Source organism: Microcoleus sp. Pol12B3, assembly GCF_036701355.1.
Lineage (GTDB): Bacteria > Cyanobacteriota > Cyanobacteriia > Cyanobacteriales > Microcoleaceae > Microcoleus.
In genome coordinates, this window is sequence record NZ_JAUBQS010000026.1 from 15,038 (window position 1) to 37,947 (window position 22,910).

General features: G+C 46.5%; 17 protein-coding genes. 11 read left to right on the top strand and 6 right to left on the bottom strand.

Annotated elements, in window-relative coordinates; translation table 11 throughout:
- Window positions 1-184 precede the first annotated feature (184 nt).
- Entirely contained in the window at window positions 185-1,360 is a 1,176-nt protein-coding gene (locus QUA53_RS14955) for a SpoIID/LytB domain-containing protein (RefSeq protein ID WP_333098194.1), read from the bottom strand.
- A 264-nt stretch (window positions 1,361-1,624) separates the two neighbouring features.
- Here QUA53_RS14955 and QUA53_RS14960 point away from each other — a divergent pair, with 264 nt between their 5' ends.
- From QUA53_RS14960 to secA, 5 genes are all read left to right on the top strand, one after another.
- On the top strand, window positions 1,625-2,557 hold the full coding sequence (locus tag QUA53_RS14960) for a ribonuclease Z (RefSeq protein WP_333098192.1): 933 nt from the start codon (window positions 1,625-1,627) through the stop codon (window positions 2,555-2,557).
- Window positions 2,558-2,855: 298 nt separating this feature from the next.
- Complete coding sequence (locus tag QUA53_RS14965; RefSeq protein ID WP_333098190.1) at window positions 2,856-3,074, top strand: hypothetical protein; 219 nt, start codon at window positions 2,856-2,858, stop codon at window positions 3,072-3,074.
- Window positions 3,067-3,492 carry a retroviral-like aspartic protease gene (locus QUA53_RS14970; protein WP_333098188.1) on the top strand — a complete coding sequence of 142 codons (426 nt, stop codon included), beginning with the start codon at window positions 3,067-3,069 and terminating at the stop codon, window positions 3,490-3,492. The genes QUA53_RS14965 and QUA53_RS14970 overlap by 8 nt, the downstream gene beginning before the upstream one ends.
- A 69-nt stretch (window positions 3,493-3,561) precedes the next feature.
- On the top strand, window positions 3,562-6,678 hold the full coding sequence (locus QUA53_RS14975) for a HEAT repeat domain-containing protein (protein WP_333219566.1): 3,117 nt from the start codon (window positions 3,562-3,564) through the stop codon (window positions 6,676-6,678).
- Window positions 6,679-7,020: 342 nt separating this feature from the next.
- The gene (secA, locus tag QUA53_RS14980; protein ID WP_333098183.1) at window positions 7,021-9,837 is read left to right on the top strand and encodes a preprotein translocase subunit SecA; all 2,817 of its coding nucleotides are present in this window, start codon (window positions 7,021-7,023) and stop codon (window positions 9,835-9,837) included.
- Between the two features lie 93 nt (window positions 9,838-9,930).
- Here the strand turns inward: secA and QUA53_RS14985 are convergent, their stop codons facing one another.
- From QUA53_RS14985 to QUA53_RS14995, 3 genes are all read right to left on the bottom strand, one after another.
- A complete protein-coding gene (locus tag QUA53_RS14985; protein ID WP_333098181.1) occupies window positions 9,931-10,224 on the bottom strand; it encodes a DUF3288 family protein in 294 nt (97 codons plus the stop codon).
- An 86-nt stretch (window positions 10,225-10,310) separates the two neighbouring features.
- On the bottom strand, window positions 10,311-11,219 hold the full coding sequence (locus QUA53_RS14990) for a hypothetical protein (RefSeq protein WP_333098179.1): 909 nt from the start codon (window positions 11,217-11,219) through the stop codon (window positions 10,311-10,313).
- Window positions 11,220-11,274: 55 nt separating this feature from the next.
- Window positions 11,275-11,844 carry a tetratricopeptide repeat protein gene (locus tag QUA53_RS14995; RefSeq protein WP_333098177.1) on the bottom strand — a complete coding sequence of 190 codons (570 nt, stop codon included), beginning with the start codon at window positions 11,842-11,844 and terminating at the stop codon, window positions 11,275-11,277.
- A gap of 171 nt (window positions 11,845-12,015) precedes the next feature.
- On the opposite strand from QUA53_RS14995, the gene QUA53_RS15000 reads away from it, so the two are divergent.
- Both QUA53_RS15000 and QUA53_RS15005 read left to right on the top strand, forming a co-directional pair.
- Entirely contained in the window at window positions 12,016-12,756 is a 741-nt protein-coding gene (locus tag QUA53_RS15000) for an SDR family oxidoreductase (protein ID WP_333098176.1), read from the top strand.
- Window positions 12,757-12,807: 51 nt separating this feature from the next.
- Window positions 12,808-13,797: an NADPH:quinone reductase gene (locus QUA53_RS15005; protein WP_333098175.1), complete on the top strand. Its 990-nt coding sequence runs from the start codon at window positions 12,808-12,810 to the stop codon at window positions 13,795-13,797.
- A gap of 547 nt (window positions 13,798-14,344) precedes the next feature.
- Here the strand turns inward: QUA53_RS15005 and QUA53_RS15010 are convergent.
- Complete coding sequence (locus QUA53_RS15010) at window positions 14,345-16,399, bottom strand: serine/threonine-protein kinase (RefSeq protein WP_333098174.1); 2,055 nt, start codon at window positions 16,397-16,399, stop codon at window positions 14,345-14,347.
- A 452-nt stretch (window positions 16,400-16,851) separates the two neighbouring features.
- Between QUA53_RS15010 and msrP the strand changes: the two genes are divergently transcribed.
- Both msrP and QUA53_RS15020 read left to right on the top strand, forming a co-directional pair.
- Window positions 16,852-17,835, top strand: coding sequence for a protein-methionine-sulfoxide reductase catalytic subunit MsrP (gene msrP / locus QUA53_RS15015; protein WP_333098172.1), 984 nt, complete (start codon window positions 16,852-16,854; stop codon window positions 17,833-17,835).
- A gap of 183 nt (window positions 17,836-18,018) precedes the next feature.
- Window positions 18,019-18,678, top strand: coding sequence for a Uma2 family endonuclease (locus tag QUA53_RS15020; protein WP_333098171.1), 660 nt, complete (start codon window positions 18,019-18,021; stop codon window positions 18,676-18,678).
- 109 nt (window positions 18,679-18,787) lie between these two features.
- Here the strand turns inward: QUA53_RS15020 and miaA are convergent, their stop codons facing one another.
- Window positions 18,788-19,690 carry a tRNA (adenosine(37)-N6)-dimethylallyltransferase MiaA gene (miaA, locus tag QUA53_RS15025; protein ID WP_333098170.1) on the bottom strand — a complete coding sequence of 301 codons (903 nt, stop codon included), beginning with the start codon at window positions 19,688-19,690 and terminating at the stop codon, window positions 18,788-18,790.
- A gap of 258 nt (window positions 19,691-19,948) precedes the next feature.
- Here miaA and gyrB point away from each other — a divergent pair, with 258 nt between their 5' ends.
- Window positions 19,949-21,889, top strand: coding sequence for a DNA topoisomerase (ATP-hydrolyzing) subunit B (gene gyrB / locus QUA53_RS15030; protein WP_190734614.1), 1,941 nt, complete (start codon window positions 19,949-19,951; stop codon window positions 21,887-21,889).
- A gap of 249 nt (window positions 21,890-22,138) precedes the next feature.
- The gene (locus QUA53_RS15035) at window positions 22,139-22,855 is read left to right on the top strand and encodes a heme oxygenase (biliverdin-producing) (RefSeq protein WP_333069533.1); all 717 of its coding nucleotides are present in this window, start codon (window positions 22,139-22,141) and stop codon (window positions 22,853-22,855) included.
- Window positions 22,856-22,910: the final 55 nt, after the last annotated feature.

Below are 22,910 nucleotides of genomic sequence, written 5' to 3' on the forward strand. Positions count from 1 at the left end.
CTTAATTTAGTTAGTTGGCAGTTGGCAGTTGGCAGTTGGCAGTAGTTAGTAGTTATTGGTTATTTGTTGTTGGCTATAATAACCAATGCTTTTCGGCGAAGATGCTTTTCGCCCCACTTCCAAGCTCCCAATTACCAATGCTTTTCGACCCAATTCCCAATTCCCAATTCCCAATTCCCAGCAGTTACTGCACTGCAATTCTAGCCAAAGTAGCACCCCGGTAATAGTGCGACAAAATCTGCTGGTAGCCATATCCCTGTCTAGCCAAATTGTAGGCCCCCCACTGGCTCATTCCTACAGCGTGACCGAAACCTTTGCCAGCAACTTGAAAACCGGTAGGAGCTTGGGCACTGTTTCTTGGGTTCCCACCGCCCCCATACTGAGGAATCACGGTAAACCGCGTACTCCTCAAATTTAAAACCCGGCGTAAATCTGCGCCAGTCATGACCCTAGAACCGGCATCTCCAACTACTTTCATCCTCAAAACGCTGCCGTAAGCGGTAGTGCGTTCTGGCTTCATCGAGATCACATTGCCCACGCCAGAAATCTTACTGCTGATTTGAGCCCGAGAAAAATTTTCTTTCCATTGGTAAACCGGCGCCCCTTGGTCGAAGTCAGGAACAGCACGCAGGTAGGGCAGGGGTTCCGTCCAAACATCCTCGACATTTTCAGTATGGCCCCCAGACGCAGAGTGGAAAGCGGCTAAAATTATCTGACCGTTGTAGGCCATAACTTGACCCGCCGTTGCATCGACTGCGGAATAAGTGCCAGAAGATTCTGTTTGCAGTCCTTTGTAAACCTGCGAAGACTGAGTGCTGTCCACGTCGTAAAGGTCGGTTTCGCTTTTCAGGCGCTGGTGGATAGCGTAGGAACGGGCGGCGACGGCTTGGGCTTTCAAAGCCTCTTGAGGCCAATTGCCGCTCATCTCGGCGCCGAGAACACTGTAGAGATATTGTTCGATATCCACGTAGTTGACGGCCGTCAAACCTCCTTTTTCGGGAACTAGAAGCGTGCGTCCCCGATACCAGCGATCGCCAATCCAAACATAACCGTTCCCCGTCGGCTCGATCCAAACTTGGTTGGCAGCCCAGCGACCAATTGCCACTGTTCCCGATCGAAATTGAGCCGACTGAGAACTGTTTGCCGACAGTTCGCCCAAATTGCGCCCGCTACCGTCCCGGATTGCAGCCTTTGTAGAACTGCCCACTTTTATCTGACTTGCCCCGTCTTGTACCGCAACTCGCAAGATCAGCGCGGCCTGTGCTGGGGCTACCATTGCCAGCCAAAACAACAGCGAAATCCAAAAGTAGCGTTTTTTTAATGTCGAAAGAACGGAAGCAAAAAATACTCCTGACTGCATTTGAAAATTTTCCTCCTGTGTTGTATGAGTTTAAGAATTTTTAAGGGAAGGCAAGGGAAAAAGGAAGGGGAACGGAAGAAACAAAACGTTAGAATTGGGTGGATCGCTCTGTACGCTTGTCAAAAATGATTTTAGCGAAGAGATGTTCGCAGGAACAGCGATTTATCCCGGTTCCAGCCTGCGACTATTTCCTATATGTCGGATTTGTCGCACTCTGGATATATGTAACATATTTTTTAAGACTTAATTGAGGTGATTTGACTCTTGCAGATTACATTTCTCGGAACTAGCTCAGGCGTCCCCACGCGATCGCGCAACGTTTCCAGCATCGCCCTCCGCTTGCCCCAGCGAGCCGAACTCTGGCTGTTTGACTGCGGCGAAGGAACTCAGCACCAGTTTCTCCGCAGCGATCTCAAAGTCAGCCAACTAAGCCGCATTTTCATCACTCACTTGCACGGCGACCATATTTTCGGCTTAATGGGTTTGCTCGCTAGCTGCGGTTTGGCGGGGAATGTCAAGCGCATCGATCTTTACGGGCCTCCGGGACTTGAAGAATATTTGCAAGCTGGTGTTCGTTATTCTCAAACTCATTTTTCTTACCCGGTTAAGGTACACAAAATTCACGAAGGAGTCATCTATGAAGATGACGAATATATTGTTAGCTGCGGCCCTTTGAAGCACCGAGTTACTGCTTTTGGTTATCGAGTAACTGAGAAAGATCGTGCGGGACATTTTGATGTAGAAAAAGCGAAGGCTGTGGGTATTCCTTCCGGGCCGCTTTACGGTCAATTAAAACAAGGAAAGACGGTAAAGTTATCGGACGGGCGACAGTTTAAAGGTACGGATTTTTGCGGCCCGGATCAAATCGGGCGCAAGTTTGTGTATTGTACTGACACTGTTTTTTGTGACGGGGCGGTGGAATTGGCGAAGGATGCTGATTTGTTGGTTCATGAAGCTACTTTTGCTCATCAAGATGCTCAAATGGCCTTCGATCGCCTGCATTCAACTTCGACTATGGCGGCTCAAGTGGCTTTGACGGCTGGGGCGAAACAGCTAATTATGACGCATTTTAGCCCGCGTTACGCTCCGGGGAATGCGATCGTCCTGGATGATTTGCTCAAGGAAGCGCAGGCTATTTTTCCGAATACGAAAATGGCCTATGACTTTTTGACTTACGAAGTGCCGCGCCCTGTTTAAAACTAGGGTTAATCTGGCCTGAGATGTGACAGCATTTTCCATAAGCTTTTTATGAACAGGCAAGATGCCTGTTCCACAAGAAAATTCACTCTTTGTGGAACAGGCATCTTGCCTGTTCTTGAGAATGGTGCAAGATGTGAGATGAATCTGAACTGAGATGTGACAGGATTTTCAATAAGGGCGATCGGGCGGGTTCTGGGGTCCGATCAAAATTTACGCATTGGCTGTGCTGTTTTGGAGTGGTTGAAATCTCAAGGTCATGGTAAAATATAAAAACTAATTTTATTGATGGCGTTTTATGTCAAATCTGGAATTATTAGCCCAACTTCGGCAATTGTCTCGTGCTGACAAGTTTCAAATGATGCTGTTTTTAATAGCAGAATTGGCGAAAGAAGAAGGAATTGTAATGGGTAATGAATCTGCTGAAATTATATATTCAGTGCATACTTCTAATAGTGCTGCAGAGCAATTGATGCAGTTACTAGAAACAGAACAAAAACAAACTCAAAATGTTTAATGGTAGGCGATATTCTTTTCAACCTAAACGAGATGAATCAGGTGTTTTAGCTGATGTTCCGTATTTGCCTTTAACACTAACTTATCAAAATCGTTCTGTTGAGGTTATGGGTTTACTGGATACAGGAGCTAGTGTAAATGTTTTGCCCTATAATGTTGGGGTGCAATTAGGGGCCATTTGGGAAGATCAAAGATTTTCTGTTACTTTAGCGGGAAATTTAGCGAGTGCTGAAACGAAAGGGTTATTAGTCTTGGCAAAAGTAGGGGACTTTGATCCAGTTCAGTTAGTTTTCGCATGGACTAGGGTGAATAATATTCCGATTCTTTTAGGACGAACTAATTTTTTTACTGAGTTTGATGTTTGTTTTTATGGGTCACAATTAGCGTTTGAATTGTGTCCTAAATTTAGAGATAGTTGAGATTATCAATGTTGGTGGATATAAACGCAATTATGTCCACCAACTTAAACACAAATATTTAAAATTACCATGATTGAATTTGGAGCAGCCGCCTTAAAAATAGCACCAGGAATTGGCGCCAAACTTGCAGAATTAGGATTCAAAGAAGCTATGAAAAAATTGAATCCTAGCGATTTTGAAAAAGCTTGTATTTGTGGCATCGAAGCTGCCGATAAAAATAAATTATTCTCTGCTTGCGAACAGGGTGTAGTCGAAGATTTTCTTAAAAGTTTCTTGACGGGTAAAGCACTTCCAGAACTCCTGAAACCTTTCAACGACCAAGAAAAGCCTCAAGTTAATTTTTTAGTTGAAGCCTTTAATGCGACAGTCCCAGAACACAAGAAAATTCAAGACCGATTCGCACCCGAAAGACTGCATGATTGGTTGGAGGTTTTTGCTGAAACCTATTTCCAGAAAACAAGTAGTTATTTAAGGTTTAAACTTGCCAAAACCGACTATTTGAAGCAACTGGCTAACTGGTTTGATGATGTTAAGTTTGCAGGCATTGCAGTCGAAGGTCAGGAAATCGAAAAGTCGGAAAAATTGGCTCAGATTTTTGTGATGCCCGATGTCTTGGAAGAGGTAAATATTTATGTTAAATTGGATGTCCTAGACTTAGAAGAAGGCGAAAGTTGGCAAGTATTGCAGCTAGAAAGCCACTCAGGAAGAAAGTTTTTAGCATCACAATTATTGAATAATCAAAATCAATCAAATAAATTTGTGTTGCTGGGCGCTCCTGGTTCTGGCAAAACAACTTTATTGAGCTTTTTTGCGGTGATGTTGGCTCAGAATAATCCAGAAAAACTCGGCTGGGATGCTGAGATGGATTGCTTGCCAATTTTGATTAAAATTCGGGATTTTGCTAGGCTTTTAGATATCAATCTCCTCGACTATGCCCGCCAGTTTGCTGAGAAAACTATGTCCGTGAAACCGCTACCAGAAGGCTTTTTTGAGTATTGGCTGGCAGACGGTAGGGCGATGATTTTGTTGGATGGATTGGATGAGGTTGTGGAAGAATCCAAGCGCTATGAGGTGGTGCAGCACATTGAGAGTTTTTTGGGGCAGTATCATCAAAATGTGGCAATTATTACTTCTCGCCCTGCTGGTTACAAACGCGATTTTTTTAATACTTCGGAGTTTGAACACTATCAGTTACAACTGTTTGATGATGCTAAGGTTGATGAGTTTATTAATCGCTGGTACGACAGCCGCGTTCCCGATGCGGCGGAAGCTCAACGTCGCAAAGATAGCATTAAAAAAGCTCTGGATGAAAACGATCGAATTAAATTGTTGGCGAGAAATCCGCTATTGCTGACAATCATTGCTTTGATTCACCGCTATCAAGCGGTACTGCCGAGGGCACGCCACAAGCTTTATGAAAAAGCTGTGGAGACGCTGTTAAAGTGTTGGGATGCTAACAAAAACCTGACTGAGCAGTCGGGATTCAAATGTTTAGATGTAGATGATTTACGGCGGTTGATGGAAATTCTCGCCTATTGGATTCACACTCAGGGTAGTACGGATAATCCTGAAGGCGGGACTCTGATTGCTAAGGAAGGCGGGACTCTGATTGCTAAGGATGATTTGTTAGAGCAGTTAACTCAGAATATTAAAACCAAAAAACAGGTTGAACGGTTCCAGGCAAAAGAGGAAGCTAAACGATGTGTTGATTTTCTTCAACAGCGGACGGGATTGCTCAACGAACAAGGACAAGATTTGTACGCTTTTGTACACAAGACTTTTCAAGAATATTTGTGCGCTCAGGAAATCGGCTATCAGGCAGATGATGAGGATGATTTTGAGATTGTTCTCAATCATATTCGAGAGCATTTGCATGACCCCCACTGGCGGGAAGTATTGCTGTTGTTAATTGCTCAACAAAAACCGAAGAAAGTGGCTAAAGCGATGCAAGCAATTTTGACGGCGAATAGCGAGCATGAGCAATGGTTGCACCGCGATTTATTTTTTGCAGGCAGTTGCCTTGCTGAAAATATTAAAGAGTTAAAGGCAGCCGATTCTAGTCTAACTGTAAGGATTTTGGAGAAGTTGGTTGAATTGGAGGTAAGGGATGAGGAGCAGGTTGGTCGCAGAGTTCGCTCTCAGGTTTTTCAAATCCTTTGCAGTATGAATGAGACTGAGTTTGAGGCGCAAACTTTGCAACTTTTGAAAGCAAGGGGCGTGGATGAAAATCGCTTGTGGAAATATCAAGCAGCTTTAGGGGAAAAAGAAGCTGTCATCAGTGTCATGCTACTACGCCTCGAAGATGGGGACAAATCAGTGCGTCGTGAGGCAGCACAAGCCTTGGGCGGGTTGGGAAATGCTTCAGAAAGGGTCATTAACGCCCTGCTGTTATGTCTCAAAGATGGGGATAAGTGGGTGCGTCTTGATGCAGCATCTGCCTTGGGCAGCTTGGGAAATACTTCAGAAACTGTCATCAATGCTCTGCTACCAGGTCTCAAAGATGCCGATAACTCAGTGCGTAGCTCGGCAGCATCTGTCTTGGGCAGCTTGGGAAATGCTTCAGAAGCCGTCATCAGTGGCTTGCTGTTAGGTCTCGAAGATGAGGATAACTCAGTGCGTAGGTCGGCAGCAGAGGCTTTGGGCAAGTTGGGAAATGCTTCAGAAGCCGTCATCAATACTCTGCTACTAGATCTCAAAGATGAGGATAACTTAGTGCGTGCCTTGGCAGCAGAGGCATTGGGTAACTTGGGAAATGCTTCAGAAGCCGTCATCAATGCTCTGCTACTAGGTCTCAAAGATGGGGAGGACTTAGTGCGTGCCTTGGCAGCAGAGGCATTGGGTAACTTGGGAAATGCTTCAGAAACCGTCATCAATGCTCTGCTGCAACGTCTCGAAGATGGGGATAACTTAGTGCGTAGCTTGGCAGTCTCTGCCTTGGGCAAGTTGGGAAATGCTTCAGAAACTGTCATCAATGCTCTGCTGCAACGTCTCGAAGATGGGGATAACTTAGTGCGTAGCTTGGCAGTAGGAGCCTTGGGTAAGTTGGGTCTCAAATCTAGTGACGTTTTGCCTGCTGTCATCCAATGGATCGATCGCCATCAGGATACAGAATATGTCGGTTTAGGTATTGATGTGTTGTGGGATTTGGTGGCGGGTGAGGGGAATCGATCGCCCGTGGGTTTTTAGAAGTATGTAGCTTTTGGGCGAGTAAAACCCGATCGCACTTCCGGACTTTTCACCAAAAATGCGATCGGTCTGCTGTTTGACGATTAGGGCCCGCCATCCCCTTAATAACCGGGAACAGAGGTCAACTATTCAATCGAAAATCCAAAATCCAAAATCCAAAATCGATCGAATATTCAATCGAAAATCCAAAATCGAAAATCCAAAATCGGTCGATCGCCCCCAGCGACGGCCCAGGAGGGTCAATGGTTGCTACAATCGGGGAGGGTATATGTTGTGGCTAACACTACAGCCCGTAACCCTGAAAGCTAATAGCTAAATTATTAAAAATCTGCCTCTCCTGCCATGTTTAAAAATCTGCTAGGCGATCCCAACGCGCGCAAACTGAGAAAATTTCAGCCTTGGGTAGCTGATATCAATATTTTGGAAGAAGACATCCGCGCACTCTCAGACGACGGCCTCAGAGGGAAAACGGCGGAGTTTCAAGAACGTCTGGCAAAAGCTAAATCTCTCAACGAGGAGAAAGAGATCCTAGACGAAATCTTGCCGGAGGCTTTTGCAGTGGTGCGGGAAGCGGGACAACGGGTTTTAGGAATGCGCCACTTTGATGTCCAACTCCTCGGGGGCATTATCCTGCACAAAGGCCAAATTGCCGAAATGAAAACCGGTGAAGGCAAAACTCTCGTTGCCACGTTGCCGGCTTACCTCAACGCCCTCAACGGTAAAGGCGTACACATCATTACCGTCAACGATTATCTCGCCAGACGGGACGCGGAATGGATGGGACAAGTACACCGCTTCCTGGGATTGACTGTGGGACTGATTCAGCAGGGCATGGATCAGGTGGAACGAAAGAAAAATTATAGCTGCGATATTACCTACGCCACTAACAGCGAAGTCGGCTTTGATTATTTGCGCGACAACATGGCTACTGTCATGGAAGATGTAGTGCAGCGTCCTTTTAATTTCTGCGTGATTGACGAGGTTGACTCGGTGCTGATTGATGAAGCACGGACGCCTTTGATTATTTCCGGTCAGGTGGAACGCCCCAGTGAGAAGTATATACGGGCGGCTGAGGTAGCTGCTGCTCTGAGAAAGGAAAATGAAGAACATTACGAGGTTGACGAAAAGGCTCGGAATGTGCTATTAACCGATGAAGGCTTTGGTGAAGCTGAGCGGTTGTTGGGTGTTACGGATTTGTACGACCCGGCTGACCCTTGGGCGCATTACATTTTTAATGCGATTAAGGCGAAGGAATTGTTTATTAAGGATATTAACTACATCGTCACTCCCGATCGCGAAGTCGTGATTGTCGATGAGTTTACCGGCCGGGTGATGCCGGGACGGCGCTGGAGTGACGGTTTGCACCAGGCGATCGAAGCGAAGGAACGGGCGGAAATTCAGCCGGAAACTCAGACGCTGGCGACGATTACTTATCAGAATTTCTTTTTGCTTTATCCGAAGCTGTCGGGGATGACTGGGACGGCAAAGACTGAAGAGACGGAGTTTGAGAAGATTTACAATCTGGAAGTGACGCTGATTCCCACTAACCGGATTACCAGCCGTACTGACCTTTCGGATATGGTTTACAAGGCGGAGGCTGGGAAGTGGAATGCCATCTCCCAAGAATGCGCGGAAATGCACGAGATCGGTCGGCCGGTGCTGGTGGGCACTACGAGTGTGGAAAAGTCGGAGTTGCTGTCGCGGCTGCTGCAGGAGAGGAAAATTCCTCACAATTTGCTTAATGCTAAACCGGAAAATGTGGAGCGGGAATCAGAAATTATCGCTCAAGCCGGACGCAAAGGCGCTGTGACGATCGCCACAAACATGGCGGGACGCGGTACAGATATTATTTTGGGCGGTAATTCTGAGTACATGGCGCGCCTCAAGTTGCGGGAGTATTTTATGCCCCGGATCGTGCAACCAGAGGATGACGAGGGGTTTTCGGTGGTGCAAGTGCCTGGTATTAGTGGCCGTCCCGCACCTCAAGGTTTTGCTCCGACTGCGAAAAAGGTAAAGTCTTGGAAAGCTTCGGCGCAGATTTTCCCGACGCAGCTATCGAAAGAGGCCGAGCAAATGCTCAAAGCGGCGGTGGAATTGGCAGTGAAAGAGTACGGCGAGCGATCGCTCTCGGAATTGCAAGCCGATGATATCGTGGCTATAGCTTCGGAAAAAGCGCCGACAAAAGACCCGGTAATTCAAAAATTGCGGGAAGCTTACAATTTAACTCGCAGGGAGTACGATGCTTTTACCAGCACCGAACACGATGAAGTCGTGCAGTTGGGAGGCTTGCACGTCATCGGTACGGAACGTCACGAATCGCGCCGGATCGACAATCAGTTGCGCGGCCGGGCGGGACGGCAAGGAGACCCTGGTTCGACGCGGTTTTTCTTGAGTTTGGAAGACAATTTGCTCAGGATTTTCGGCGGCGAACGGGTGGCCGGTTTGATGAAGGCTTTCGGTGTTGAGGAAGATATGCCGATCGAATCTGGAATGCTGACTCGTTCCCTCGAAGGCGCTCAGAAAAAAGTCGAAACCTACTATTACGATATCCGGAAGCAGGTATTTGAATACGACGAAGTGATGAACAATCAGCGTCGAGCAATCTATGCGGAACGCCGCCGAGTATTGGAAGGTTTGGACTCCAAAGAACAGGTAATTAGATATGCCGAACAGACGATGGACGACATCGTGGGAGCATACATCAATCCCGATTTACCTTCGGAAGAATGGGAAATCGACAAACTTGTGAGCAAGGTGAAGGAATTTGTTTATCTGCTGGCTGACATGACACCGGATCAGCTAGAAGATTTGTCCGTTGAGGAAATTAAAACATTCCTGCACGAACAAGTCCGCAACGCTTACGACATGAAAGAAGCGGAAGTTAATGCAATCCGAGCTGAATTAATGCGAGATGCAGAACGGTTCTTTATTTTGCAGCAAATTGATACTTTGTGGCGGGAACACTTGCAGCAAATGGATGCTTTGCGCGAGTCTGTAGGGCTGCGCGGTTACGGTCAGAAAGACCCGCTGATCGAGTACAAAACTGAAGGTTACGAGCTGTTTTTGGACATGATGACGGATATCCGTCGCAATGTGGTTTATTCGCTGTTCCAGTTCCAGCCGCAGCCGGCAATGCAAGTTTCGCCAGAGATGGTTTGAAAATAGTTAACAGTTCAGTGTTAACTGTTGACTGTTGACTGTTGACTGTTAACTGCAACTTCCAGGCTCTTCCTGGAAGTTGCAGATTTGAGATTAGACCCAATCTTCTTGATCGCTTTTTTGTTTCCTGTAAACTTCACCTGTGGCGTGAATTTTACGGGTTTGTTCGTAAAGACTGTCTTCGGTATGATTCCATTTTTGCAAGACTTTTTTTAAGTCTGATTGAATATCTCTAGCACCGGGAAAGCCTCGGTAGCGGATTATTAATCTTGCTAATTCCGATAAATTGTAGTCCGTTGCTTCTCCTGCTAATAAAGTATCGACACTGAGTCGATCGCGCTTGTATTGCGGATGCTGCTGATCTTGAGTTTTTTCTACTGAATCCATACTATTTATGTTTCCCAATCATTTAGAATACCCAGATACCAGACTTCTTCAAGAAGCCTGGTATCTAATTAGAGTGAGAGTTTTACTTATGTTGTCGCTTCAGTCATCCCCAGAAATTTTTGTGTTTGTTGAGTAATACCAAATAGTCGATCGCCGTGACAAAAGATTTCCCAGGCGCGAATTCCCATAAAACCAATACCTGCAACCGCCAAGGGCATCGCAGCAGCACCTAAAAGCGCAGCAATGGGGGGAAATATCATACACAGTGTTAAGAGAATGCCAGTAATAACACCGCCCGCAATGCCCGCTTTGGCGGTGGCGCTGGCAACTTGTTCGACTAACTCTGACTGCGTAATTTTACCTTCAACGCACAATAGCGAGTTTTCTAAGATAGAAAATATTAACTCAATTACTGCTGCGGCGATCGCCCCTTTCATTGCAGCCCCAACGATTTCCGCAACTGCTGCTTTAAACGCTGCATCTGCTAAAACTTGCTTAGCGACTGCTAATTCTGCGGCAGTCATGTTTGCACCACCGCGAGCACGATTCACCCGAAAATGTTCAAAAATCCCGTTAGCAGCTTCGCTTCCGCCTCCATTGACGTGCGCTTGGATGTGACTCCAATCTTTATCTTGACAGAAGTTGCGAATTGCTTCTGGGCCTTGGGCACGAATTTGGGCGGGTATTGATTCAAATACTTTTGCTGCTTCTTGCACATTTCGGATGCCGTCACGCATTCCAGCCCTCGCAAATTTCGATTGCAGATTTATTGGCAGGTTCTCAAAACCGATGTTGTGTGCTATTTTAAAAGCTTCTTGAGTGGCGATCGCCCCAGCACTAACCATTGAACTTGGCGCTGATTGTACCCACGCCGTTAATACAGTTGCATTTTCCTCAACTTTAGCAGCGATTTCGTTGGCTAAGTTTTGGGTATCGGCAACAGTTTCTTGTACTTTAGCCGTTAGGAATTCGAGCGGGTTCTGGCTAATTTCCATGTTGATCCAGCTTGCATCGTTAATGATTGAATTATTTTGACTATAACATTCCTCTTCAGTAAGTGTGATTTTTTACTGAATTGCTTCTACCTTCTAACTCCGGCTGTAAATTTAGAGCTTTTTTTTGATAAAATAAACCTTCATTGATTCGACCTTGCTCTTCCAAACTTTTGCCTAAATTCCAATAAGCGACGGCTAAATCTGGTTGAATAACAATAGATTTTTGATAGTAAGTTATGGCGTCATCGAGCTGGCCTTGTTTGTAAAACATACTGCCCAAGTTAACATAGGCTTCGACAAAATTAGGATCAAATTCGATCGCCTTGGAGTAGGCGCGAATCGCCGCGTCTATTTTACCTTGGGCTTGCAGGATATTGCCTAGAGTTTTGTAGGCGGGGGCGAAATTGGGTTGCTGGCGAAGTGCTTGGTAACAAGAGGCGATCGCCTCTACATATTTCTGTTGGGTATAATAGATTTCAGCTACCTTGTTGAGTGCGATCGCACTATCCGGCTGAATGGCTAGTAATTTTTGATATTGAGCGATCGCCTCCTCAAGTTTTCCTGATTTCTGGAGGGTCTCGCCCGTTGACAAATACTGCTCTGCTAACTCGGAATTTACGGTCATAGATTTTACTTTAACAGCCGATACTACTTTACCACAACTGTTAGTTAGCAACCGCCATTTCGAGTGATATTCTAAATGTGTGAGATTTTAAATTTGTTTGTGTACCGGAATGGCGAAAAAATAGTATGATTATTTTGAACTAGCATCAACACTAATTGCAGAGGAAATCTCATGGCATCACTAGCAGGAAAAGTGGCAATTGTGACTGGTGCATCGCGGGGAATTGGACGCGCGATCGCCCTCCGATTATCCCAAGAAGGCGCATCAGTGGTCGTCAACTACGCCAGAGGCGTAGAACAGGCTAAAGAGGTTGTGTCAGCGATTGAAGCAGCAAGCGGCAAAGCATTAGCCGTGCAAGCCGATGTCAGCAAAACCGCAGAAATTCGCGATTTGTTCGATCGCACTCTGGAAACATATTCACAAATCGATATTTTAGTCAATAATGCAGGAGTAATTCTTTACAAACCTGTAGCGGAAGTTACGGAAGCAGAGTTTGATAATCTTTTTGCAATTAACGTCAAAGGCACGTTTTTTGCTTGTCAAGAAGCTGCTAAACGGATGGCAGACGGAGGAAGAATTGTCAATTTTTCCAGTTCGACAACGGCGATGCTACTGCCAACTTACGGGGCTTACGTGGCGACAAAAGGCGCGGTGGAACAGCTAACTCGATCGCTGGCTAAGGAATTGGGCGATCGCCAAATTACAGTTAATGTGATTTCTCCGGGTCCAACGGATACAGAACTCTTTACAGTCGGCAAAACCCCCGAACAAATACAAAGATTTACTCAAATGGCTGCTTTGGGAAGACTCGGAAAAGTTGAAGATATTGCCGATGTGACGGCTTTTTTGTGCAGCGACCAAGCCCGGTGGATTACCGGACAAAATATCCGCGTTAACGGCGGGACTGCCTAAAGTAACGCGGGGCGGGTTTAGGAAGATTAAAAACATCAGGAGCAAACAACTGTGAAAGCTGCTTACTACGAACAAATCGGCAACGCCAAAGATGTACTCAAAATTGGCGAAATGGATGTTCCCGAATTGGGTGCAGGTGAAGTGCTGATTAAAGTACACACATCCGGCATTAACCCCTCCGATGTCAAGCAGCGCAGCGGTTGGGGCGGACTCACAATGCGACACCAGCGAGTCATTCCCCACAACGACGGTGCAGGAATAATTGAATCAGTAGGAGAAAGCGTGCCGCCGTCACGAATTGGCGAACGTGTTTGGATTTATGAAGCTACATTGCCCCGGCGATTGGGTACGGCGGCGGAATATGTGGTTGTACCCAGCGAACAAGCGGTTTTTCTGCCAGATAATACAGAATTTGTAGAAGGTGCTTGTTTGGGAGTACCCGCAATGACAGCTCACAATTGCGTTTTTAAAGATGGTGCTGTTACGGGGAAAACAATATTAGTTACGGGCGGCGCGGGTGCTGTTGGAAATTATGCAATTCAATTAGCAAAATGGGGCGGAGCAACTGTAATTGCGACTGTAAGTTCTGCGGAAAAAGTAGAAATTGCCAAAGCTGCAGGAGCTAATTATATTATCAATTACAAAGCCGAAGATGTGGCGGCGCGCCTCAAAGAAATTACGAAAGGGGAAGGAGTCGATCGCGCAATTGAAGTTGACTTTGCTAGCAACTTGGAAACTAATTTAAAAGCGCTCAAACGCAACGGCACCCTCGCCACCTATGCTTCGGATTCGGATGTAGCGCCTCAAATTCCAGTGTACTCCTTAATTTACAAAAATCTTACCGTACATTACGTGCTAGTTTATATGATGGACAAAGCAGCGCATCAACAAGCTGCAGAAGATATTACAACTTGTTTGAAAGCTGGAGTTTTGCGCCACGTTATTGCTGGGCGGTTTGCTTTAGATGAGATTGTCGCCGCCCACGAAATGCAGGAAAGCGGAAGGGCGATCGGGAATTTGGTTTTAGTCATTAGTTATTAGTTATTAGTTATTAGTTATTAGTTATTAGTCATTAGTCATATCAAATCCGTTGACATCGGAATTATTATCTCTCTCTTCTCTTTCTCTGTGTCCTCTGTGCCCTCTGTGGTTTAATCATTCCGATACAACCGGAATTGATATCATTAGTTATTAGTCAGTGATTATATCATGTCTGGCGATATAAGCATCATAAGTTTGTAGTGAGGAAGAAGAGTCCTTTGTAAAAGCTTTTAGCTAATAAAGACTAAAGTCATTACTACAAACGAATTCTATAATGGGTAATTTACCGCACATGATATTATTTTTTATTTCTAACTGAGAAAGGTTATATATGAAGGTTGATATCAAATCCGTTAGCATCGGAATAGTAAATTCTAGTTCACCGTCAACCGTCAACCGTCAACCGTCAACCGTCAACACTGAACATCATTCCGGTGTAACCGGAAATGATATGACCTAAGAAAAAGACAGCCCCACCACCCAATCAGAGTTTGTTGAGACTGTCCTTTCTTAAAAGTGTATATCTAACTCCGGGCGATCGCAAAAATCAAGGAGACAGCCGCCACACCTTAATCGTGTCGTCAAAACTGCCGCTGATCAGAGTTTTGTCTTGAGGATTAAAAGCCAATTCCACCCAGGTAGAATGACCTTTCAGCGTGCCCGCGATTTCGCCGGAACCCATCCGCCACAGCTTGATAGTCCCGCTCAAATCGGCGCTGGCCAGCTTGTCTCCGTCGGGACTGAAAGCCAAGGACTTAACCTTGTCGGAATGGCCGATCAAAGTCCGTAGCAGAGAACCGTTGGACTGCCGGAACTGATTATTTGCGCTGATATCCCACAACTTCACCGTGTTGTCCCAACTACCGCTGGCTAGAGTTTGACCGTCGGGGCTGATGGCCAGAGACCAAACCCCCTCGGAATGACCCCACAGAGTTTCTTTCAATTCCCCAGTCTGCCAGTTCCACAGGCCGATCTTACCGTCGCTGCTGCCGATCGCCAAAGTTTCTCGATCGGGACTGAAAGCCACCGACTGCACCTCATCAAAAACCCGCTTGAGAGTTTCCAACTCGGCCCCGCCTTCGACTTGCCACAGCTTCAAAGTTTTGTCCTTACCGACACTGGCTAAGGTTTGGCTGTCGGGACTGAAAACCACCGAGAACACGCCGTCTTGGTGTCCGTCCAAAGTCTGAATTAACCTGCCAGAATAGAAATTCCACAATTTAATCGTACCGTCAACGCCACCACTGGCGATCGTCCTGCCGTCGGGACTGACAGCCACCGACCACACCGGTCCCAAATGTCCTGCTAAAACCTTGAGCAGCTTGCCGTGACGCTTGTGCAGCAGGTGAATTGTGCCGTCGTTGTTCCCGCTGACAATCACGCGACCGTTGGGAGCGACTGCTACCGCCCAAACCGGGTTTTTGTCTTGATCCGCCAGAGTCCGCACTGCGGGCCGGGATTGCGATGCCTCACCGTTGAAATCCTGCATCGGGGGCGGATTGAACCGAATTTCGGGAATGCTAGAAACAGGCTCAGAAGAAGTGAAAGCCTGCGGTGCAGGAGATGGGAAGCGAACACCCAGCACTACGGACAGCAGGGCAACCGCACTTGCTCCCCACATGGCTAAACTCCACTTGGGTTTGCTGAGAATCACGTCTACCGGTGCCGGGCCGTATTTCATGTCTGTGAGAATTGCCTCGGTTGAGCGATAGCGTTTTGATGGTTCTCGCTGCACCATTTTATCCAGAATGCGGCCGAGTCGCGCCGACACTGGTACTTTCAAATAATCTCTCCAAGTCCAACTTTCGGCTTTAATGTCAAACAAATCAAACGGCGACATTCCCGTTAACAAGTGAATGCAAGTAACGCCCAAACTGTAGATGTCGCTGCTTTTAATTGCTTGGCCTTTAATTTGTTCCGGGGCCGCGTATTCAGCAGAACCTGTGACCGTTTCTGTTTTCAGCGGCCCGCTATTTGCCGGAATAGCCGCGCCGAAATCGACTAAAACTAGCCCAGAGGCACTTTCTTGGGACACGAAATGTAAATCCTCTTTCCCTGCCAAAGCTGGGGATGCTTGGGGAGTTTTCCGGTGAATAATATTGGACGGTTTGATATCTCCGTGAATCAGTTGATGTTCGTGAACAAATTGCAGGACTGGCAACAATTCGCCCAGCAGATACCAAATTTGAATTTCTTTAACAACACCTTTTTCTGAAAGCCGATCGGCTAAATTGCGGCCTTCGATGTATTCTTGCACTAAATACTGGCAGCCTTCGAGTTCAAAAGATGCCAGCAGTTTCGGTATTTGCGGATGTTTGCCCAACTCGTCGAGAACTGAGGCTGAGCCGCGAAATATCCGGTTTGGCTGTGTGCCACCGTCTGCGGCTGCTGCGGGACCGCAGAACTGTTGAATAACGCAGCGGGGTTGCGAAGGTTGGTCTTCATCTACTGCTAAGAAGGTGCGGCAAGTGAGACTTTGACCGAGGGTGTGAAAGACTCGGTAGCGACCTTTTAGGAGCAAGTTCGACTCGCAACTTTTGCAGACTGTCGCGCGATCGAGATTTTGGGGATTCTGGCAATGGGGATTGGTGCAGTAACTCATTTGTCTTTCCGCTGGAGACCCCCGTCCGACATTATTGCTGGTGGGGGAGGAAAGCGGGGCGGTGCGTGCCGCTTCCTGTGGACAAATTAAATAATTGGAATCTTTGCTTGATCATAATTGTTTCCCAGATTTTCGCCACAATGGCTTTGGTCGATCGCGCGTAAATAATTGCTGACTTTCCTGCGAGCGAGGTTTAATAGGTCGATCGAGTGCTCGCGCGAGCGGTCGCTCGGCTGGATTTGCTGTTACCGAATTACGTTATACTGTCATTGCGAATACTTTCAGTGCGATCGCAAGCATTGCCAAAGCAATCGCGAGGCATTGCCAAATATCCGCACTTGTTTGTTCTATGGAGTCAATCTCAAACCTCAAATCTCAAATCTCAAATCGACTAACAGATTAAAAATTAGGCAACTTTTGCCAAACTAACTACTAACTTTTAACTATTACTTATGCCGTTAATTCGCGTTCCCAAACCTTGGGAAATTCTCGAACCCCAAATTACCCCAGAAACAGCATTTCTCAACCGCCGCCGCTTCATGACAAATTTAATTGGCGCCGGCGTGACTGCTTCGCTGCTGCCGCTGGCCGGCTGTCAAAGCAATGCTAGCTCAAAAACTGCTCTGGAGCAAAGCTCAACCCAAGCATATTCGGAATTGAGCCGGAATCCCGCCTTTGCAAAAGTCGATCGAGCGATTACCGACGAAGCCTTAGCTACAAAATACAACAATTTTTACGAATACGGCGGCACAAAATCTATTTGGCAAGCCGCTCAAGCTTTGCCAACAGAAAACTGGAAAGTAGAAGTAGGCGGTTTAGTAAAAAATCCCCGCACTTATGATATTGACGACCTCTACAAAAAATTTCCCATCGAAGAACGAGTTTATCGATTTCGCTGTGTAGAAGCGTGGGCAATGGTAGTTCCTTGGGTCGGATTTCCCATGAAATTACTGATGGCAGATGTCGAACCGCAATCGAAGGCTAAATTCGTTCGCTTTACCTCATTTTACGATCCAAAAATTACTCCAGGCCCCGGTTTGATGTCGCAATTTTATCCTTGGCCTTATACCGAAGGTCTGCGAATTGAAGAAATGGCTAATGATTTAGCATTTTTTGCCACAGGCTTGTATGGCCGAAGACTACCAAAACAAAATGGTGCGCCGCTGCGGCAAGTAATTCCTTGGAAATACGGTTTTAAGGGCGCAAAGTCGATCGTCAAAATTGAATTTGTCGAAAAACAGCCCGCCACTTTTTGGAATACAATCGGTCCCAACGAATACGCCTTTGAAGCAAATGTCGAACCGGACAAACCGCACCCGAGATGGTCGCAGGCCAGCGAACGGATAGTCGGCCCCGGTAACAGTTGGTCGTGGGAAACTCGCCCGACTTTGCCCTATAACGGTTACGGCGAATATGTAGCTAGTTTGTACAGTTAATTGACGGATTTCCCCTCGTTTCTAGGCTCTGCCTAGGAAAGCAGATCCGGAGGCTCTGCCTCCCTATTACCGCAAGGCAGAGCATCGGATTTAGGCATTCCCAGGCTCTGCCTGGGAACGAGAAAAAAAACCTCCTATTATCCTCTATAATAAAAATAGATGAAGCTACCAAGGACTTGTTAAATGGTAACAACAACATCAACTCCCATCGAGCAGCAAAATACCCCAGAAAACCGAGTTATTTTAAAAGGTGTCAGTTGGTCAACTTTTAAAGCATTGCTGGTAGATGTTGGGGACGATAGAGCTTGGAGAATTGCTTACGATGAAGGAGTATTAGAAATCAGGATGCCGCTGGAAGAACACGAAGAACCCAAACGACTGATAGAAAGCTTTGTTGAAGTCATTGTAGATGAACTGGAAATTGAACTTAGGAGTCTTGGTTCGCTGACTCTTGAACGAGAAGATTTAACTCGTGCTGTAGAACCTGATTCCTGTTTCTACATTCAAAATGAATCTTTAGTTAGAGGCAGAAATATCAATTTGCCAAATGACCCGCCGCCGGATTTAGCAATAGAGTCAGATTACACAAATTCTTCTATCAATAAGTTTACAATTTATGCTGCTCTTGGTGTTCCCGAACTTTGGAGGTATCGGCGGGAATCTCTGCAAGTTTATCAACTTGTAGATGGAAAATATAAAATGTGCGATCGCAGTTTAGCTTTTCCCTTTTTACCCGTTGCCGAAATTCCAGGTCTCATCGAACAAAGCAGAACAATCGGACAGCGGGCGGCTGTGCGTTTATTTCGGCAAAGAATTAGAGAAATCTTACCGACTCAAAGTTAACGCAAAAATCAGAATTGCTGTAGTTGAAAAACTAGCAAATCAATTTAAATTACATCAGCGTTAATTAGCGTTCATCTGCGGTTAATAAAATCTTTAATCTCGATAAAAATCAATTGACAAACTCCTGCACTCTCTGCCAAACTCGCTCCAATAAATCTGGCGTGCTAACATCAAACCATTCAATTTCAGGATAAGCTCGAAACCAAGTCCGCTGTCTCTTGGCAAATTGCCTCGTGTGCAAAATTGTTAATTCTTTAGCTTCTTCAAGCTTAATGTCCCCCGCCAAATATTGTTTCATTTCCTGATAGCCCAGCGTGTTCAACAGTGGCAAGTCGCAGCCGTATTTTTTACACAAATATTCTACTTCGGCAATCCAACCGCGTTCTAGCATTTGTTCTGTGCGCTGTTCGATCCGATCGACCAAAACATCGATCGCGCAATCCAACCCAATTTGTAAAATAGGATAATTGGGAGGATTTTCGCCCTGCTGTTCGGAAATAGGGCGACCGGTGACATAAAATACTTCCAGTGCTCTTAAAGTTCTTACTGGATCATTGAGGTGAATTTTCTCAGCGGCAGACCGATCGACCTGCTGCAACATCGCGTAACATTGAGATTGTCCGAGTTCTGCAAGTTGCGATCGCAATTCGGGCATCGGCGCTACTCTCGGAATTTTCAAACCGCGCACGATAGATTTAATATATAAGCCCGTCCCTCCCACCAACAACAGGGGGGGAGACAGGGGAAAATCGACATCAGCCATTAGTTTTTGAGCTTGCTGTTGGTAATCTGCTAGTGTCAGAGTTGCTGTCGGATCGCAGATGTCAATTAAGTGATGCGGTACACAAGTGCGATCGACCGCCGTCGGTTTTGCGGTTCCGATGTCAAATTCGCGGTAGACTTGACGGGAGTCCGCACTCAGGATCGAGGATTGCAGTCGCCCCGCCAAAGCCAAAGCCACTCCAGACTTCCCCGTCGCCGTCGCCCCGCAAATCGTAATTAATCTAGGCATAAGCTGTCGCAAATTTCCCTATAAAAACTCTCAAATCTTCTCGTATCCAGGCTTTCGCCTCTCTCCATCCACTGATTCACCGCGATCTGCCCCTGGAGCCTTTGAGTAATCTCAAAACAATTCCCCTCCGTCCCCCCGATAAATTTCCCTTCAGAAAGCCCTAGCATCGCCTTTAACGGTTTTGTGCTATAATTTTAGAAGTTTTATCATTTTAGAAGCTTTCGGGGCTTGAGGCCTCATTATTGGAGCTATTTTTGTATGACCAGCAGCTACAGCGCCGACCAGATTCAAGTTCTCGAAGGTCTCGAAGCAGTCCGTAAACGACCGGGGATGTACATCGGTACCACCGGCCCGCGAGGACTCCACCATCTAGTTTACGAGGTTGTGGACAATTCCATAGATGAGGCGCTGGCTGGCCACTGCACTCACATCGAGATTGACATCAACGCCGACGGTTCCGTTACCGTGACAGACGACGGCCGGGGTATTCCGACCGGCATAGTTGCCAAGACTGGCAAATCAGGAATAGAAACAGTAATGACTGTACTTCACGCCGGCGGTAAATTTGGCGGTGGTGGCTACAAGGTTTCTGGAGGATTGCACGGTGTAGGTATTTCTGTTGTTAACGCGCTGTCCGAGTGGGTAGAAGTGACAGTTTGGCGCGACCAAAAAGAACATTTACAGCGCTACGAAAGAGGCAATCCAGTTACGGAACTTAATGTCAAGCCCCACAAAGGCACTCGCACCGGCACTTCAGTTTCTTTCTTGCCAGATACTCAAATATTTAGCACTGGCATTGAATTTGATTACACTACACTCGCCGGGCGCTTGCGAGAATTGGGTTACTTGAATGCGGGCGTGAGAATTACGTTTAGCGATCACCGTTTGGAACTGCTCAAAAGTAGCGAACCGCGCGTCGAAACCTACTGTTACGAGGGCGGAATCAAGGAATATATCGCCTACATGAACCGCGAAAAGCAGCCTCTGCACGAAGAAGTGATCTACGTGCAAGGAGAACGCAACAACGTGCAGATAGAAGTGGCTTTGCAGTGGTGCGTCGATGCTTTTAGCGACAACGTTCTCGGTTTTGCTAACAACATTCGGACGATCGACGGAGGCACGCACTTAGAAGGTTTGAAGGCTGTTTTGACGCGGACGATGAATTCGTTCGCCCGCAAGCGTAACAAAATCAAAGAAAACGAGCCCAACCTCGCCGGCGAAAACGTTCGCGAAGGTTTGACAGCAGTGATTTCGGTCAAAGTCCCAGACCCGGAATTTGAAGGTCAAACTAAAACTAAGCTAGGAAATACAGAAGTTCGGGGAATTGTCGATTCCTTGGTAGGCGAAGTATTGACAGAATATTTAGAGTTTCGCCCCCAAGTAGCTGACGCTATTTTGGAAAAAGCAATTCAGGCATTTAAGGCCGCTGAAGCCGCCCGCCGTGCCCGCGATTTAGTGCGCCGAAAATCCGTTTTAGAATCGTCTCCTTTGCCTGGAAAATTAGCGGACTGTAGTTCCAGAGACCCCGCCCTGTCAGAGATCTACCTGGTGGAAGGCGATTCTGCAGGCGGATCGGCGAAACAAGGGCGCGATCGCCAATTCCAAGCAATCCTGCCTTTGCGCGGTAAAATTCTCAACATTGAGAAAACAGACGATGCCAAAATCTATAAAAATAACGAAATTCAGTCGTTAATTACAGCCCTGGGTTTGGGTATCAAAGGCGAAGAATTCGATCCGGGGCAATTGCGGTATCACCACATCGTAATTATGACTGACGCTGACGTAGATGGCGCGCACATCCGCACCCTGTTGCTGACTTTCTTCTACCGCTACCAGCGCGCACTTGTAGAACAAGGTTACATCTATATTGCTTGTCCTCCTCTCTATAAAGTGGAACGCGGACGCAATCATTACTACTGTTACAGCGATCGCGAAATGAACAATCTCGTCCGCAACGAATTTCCGGCGAATGCTAACTACACCGTTCAGCGGTTCAAAGGTTTGGGGGAAATGATGCCGACACAGTTGTGGGATACAACGATGAACCCAGAAACTCGGACGCTGAAACGGGTGGAAATTGAAGATGCTGCTGAAGCCGATCGCATCTTTACGATCTTAATGGGCGATCGTGTCGCCCCCCGCCGGGAATTCATCGAAACCTACGGCCCGAAACTCAACCTCCTTGACTTGGACATCTAAATTAGCCATTAGTCCTCAGCTATTAGCTGTTAGCTAACCACTGACGACTAATGACTAAACTTTTGTGGTCCTGATGCCTTCTGCCCTTTCGGGCGATCGGGCATCAGGGCCGTTTGATGTTTCTAGGTTTTGTTATAAAAATTAATACAATCTCTCATCAAATCGATCTAAGGTAAACACTTAGGTAAATTTTAGATTTTTGGCGCATCCATCAGCTACCACAAAAATAGAAGGTTGGACAAATATAGCATGAGCATCAATTTAGCGACCAAATTGCGTGAGGGAACGAAAAAATCCCACACAATGGCAGAAAACGTCGGTTTTGTCAAGTGTTTTTTAAAAGGCGTTGTAGAAAAAACTTCTTACCGGAAGTTAGTAGGAAACCTCTACTTTGTCTACTCGGCAATCGAAGAGGAAATGGAACGCCAAAAGCAGCATCCGGTTGTTTCAAAAATTTACTTTTCTGAGTTGAATCGCAAACAAAGCTTAGAGCAAGATTTATTTTACTACTACGGTGCAAATTGGCGCGAACAAGTAGCTCCGTCAGCCGCAGCTAAAGCTTATGTGGAGCGAATTCACGAGATTTCGGCGACAGCACCAGAACTGTTAGTAGCTCACTCTTATACTCGCTACCTTGGCGATTTATCTGGCGGACAAATCCTGAAGGGAATTGCCCAGCGCGGGATGAATCTTTCCGATGGAGAAGGCACTGCTTTCTATGAATTCCAGGATATTCCTGATGAAAAAGAATTCAAGGCTAACTACCGTCAGGCAATGAATGAACTGCCGATTGACGAAGCAACTGCAGAGCGAATTGTTGACGAAGCTAATGCAGCTTTTGGCATGAACATGAAGATGTTCATGGAGTTAGAAGGCAATTTGATTAAAGCAGTTGGTCAGATGCTTTTCAATACCCTGACGCGGAAGCGCGGTGGTGGCAGTACCGAATTGGCTACTGCTGATTGAGTTAAAGCTCACTGGGGATAATTTGAGCCTCGTTTAAGAGGAAAACTTTAAATCC

Coding starts and splice junctions, on each gene's coding strand:
- secA (WP_333098183.1), top strand. CDS start 7,021: ATGTTTAAAAATCTGCTAGGCGATCCCAACGCGCGCAAACTGAGAAAA.
- QUA53_RS14995 (WP_333098177.1), bottom strand. CDS start 11,844: ATGACCGTAAATTCCGAGTTAGCAGAGCAGTATTTGTCAACGGGCGAG.
- QUA53_RS14990 (WP_333098179.1), bottom strand. CDS start 11,219: ATGGAAATTAGCCAGAACCCGCTCGAATTCCTAACGGCTAAAGTACAA.
- gyrB (WP_190734614.1), top strand. CDS start 19,949: ATGACCAGCAGCTACAGCGCCGACCAGATTCAAGTTCTCGAAGGTCTC.
- QUA53_RS15035 (WP_333069533.1), top strand. CDS start 22,139: ATGAGCATCAATTTAGCGACCAAATTGCGTGAGGGAACGAAAAAATCC.
- QUA53_RS14965 (WP_333098190.1), top strand. CDS start 2,856: ATGTCAAATCTGGAATTATTAGCCCAACTTCGGCAATTGTCTCGTGCT.
- QUA53_RS15010 (WP_333098174.1), bottom strand. CDS start 16,399: ATGAGTTACTGCACCAATCCCCATTGCCAGAATCCCCAAAATCTCGAT.
- QUA53_RS14955 (WP_333098194.1), bottom strand. CDS start 1,360: ATGCAGTCAGGAGTATTTTTTGCTTCCGTTCTTTCGACATTAAAAAAA.
- miaA (WP_333098170.1), bottom strand. CDS start 19,690: ATGCCTAGATTAATTACGATTTGCGGGGCGACGGCGACGGGGAAGTCT.
- QUA53_RS15000 (WP_333098176.1), top strand. CDS start 12,016: ATGGCATCACTAGCAGGAAAAGTGGCAATTGTGACTGGTGCATCGCGG.
- QUA53_RS14985 (WP_333098181.1), bottom strand. CDS start 10,224: ATGGATTCAGTAGAAAAAACTCAAGATCAGCAGCATCCGCAATACAAG.
- msrP (WP_333098172.1), top strand. CDS start 16,852: ATGCCGTTAATTCGCGTTCCCAAACCTTGGGAAATTCTCGAACCCCAA.
- QUA53_RS14970 (WP_333098188.1), top strand. CDS start 3,067: ATGTTTAATGGTAGGCGATATTCTTTTCAACCTAAACGAGATGAATCA.
- QUA53_RS15020 (WP_333098171.1), top strand. CDS start 18,019: ATGGTAACAACAACATCAACTCCCATCGAGCAGCAAAATACCCCAGAA.
- QUA53_RS14975 (WP_333219566.1), top strand. CDS start 3,562: ATGATTGAATTTGGAGCAGCCGCCTTAAAAATAGCACCAGGAATTGGC.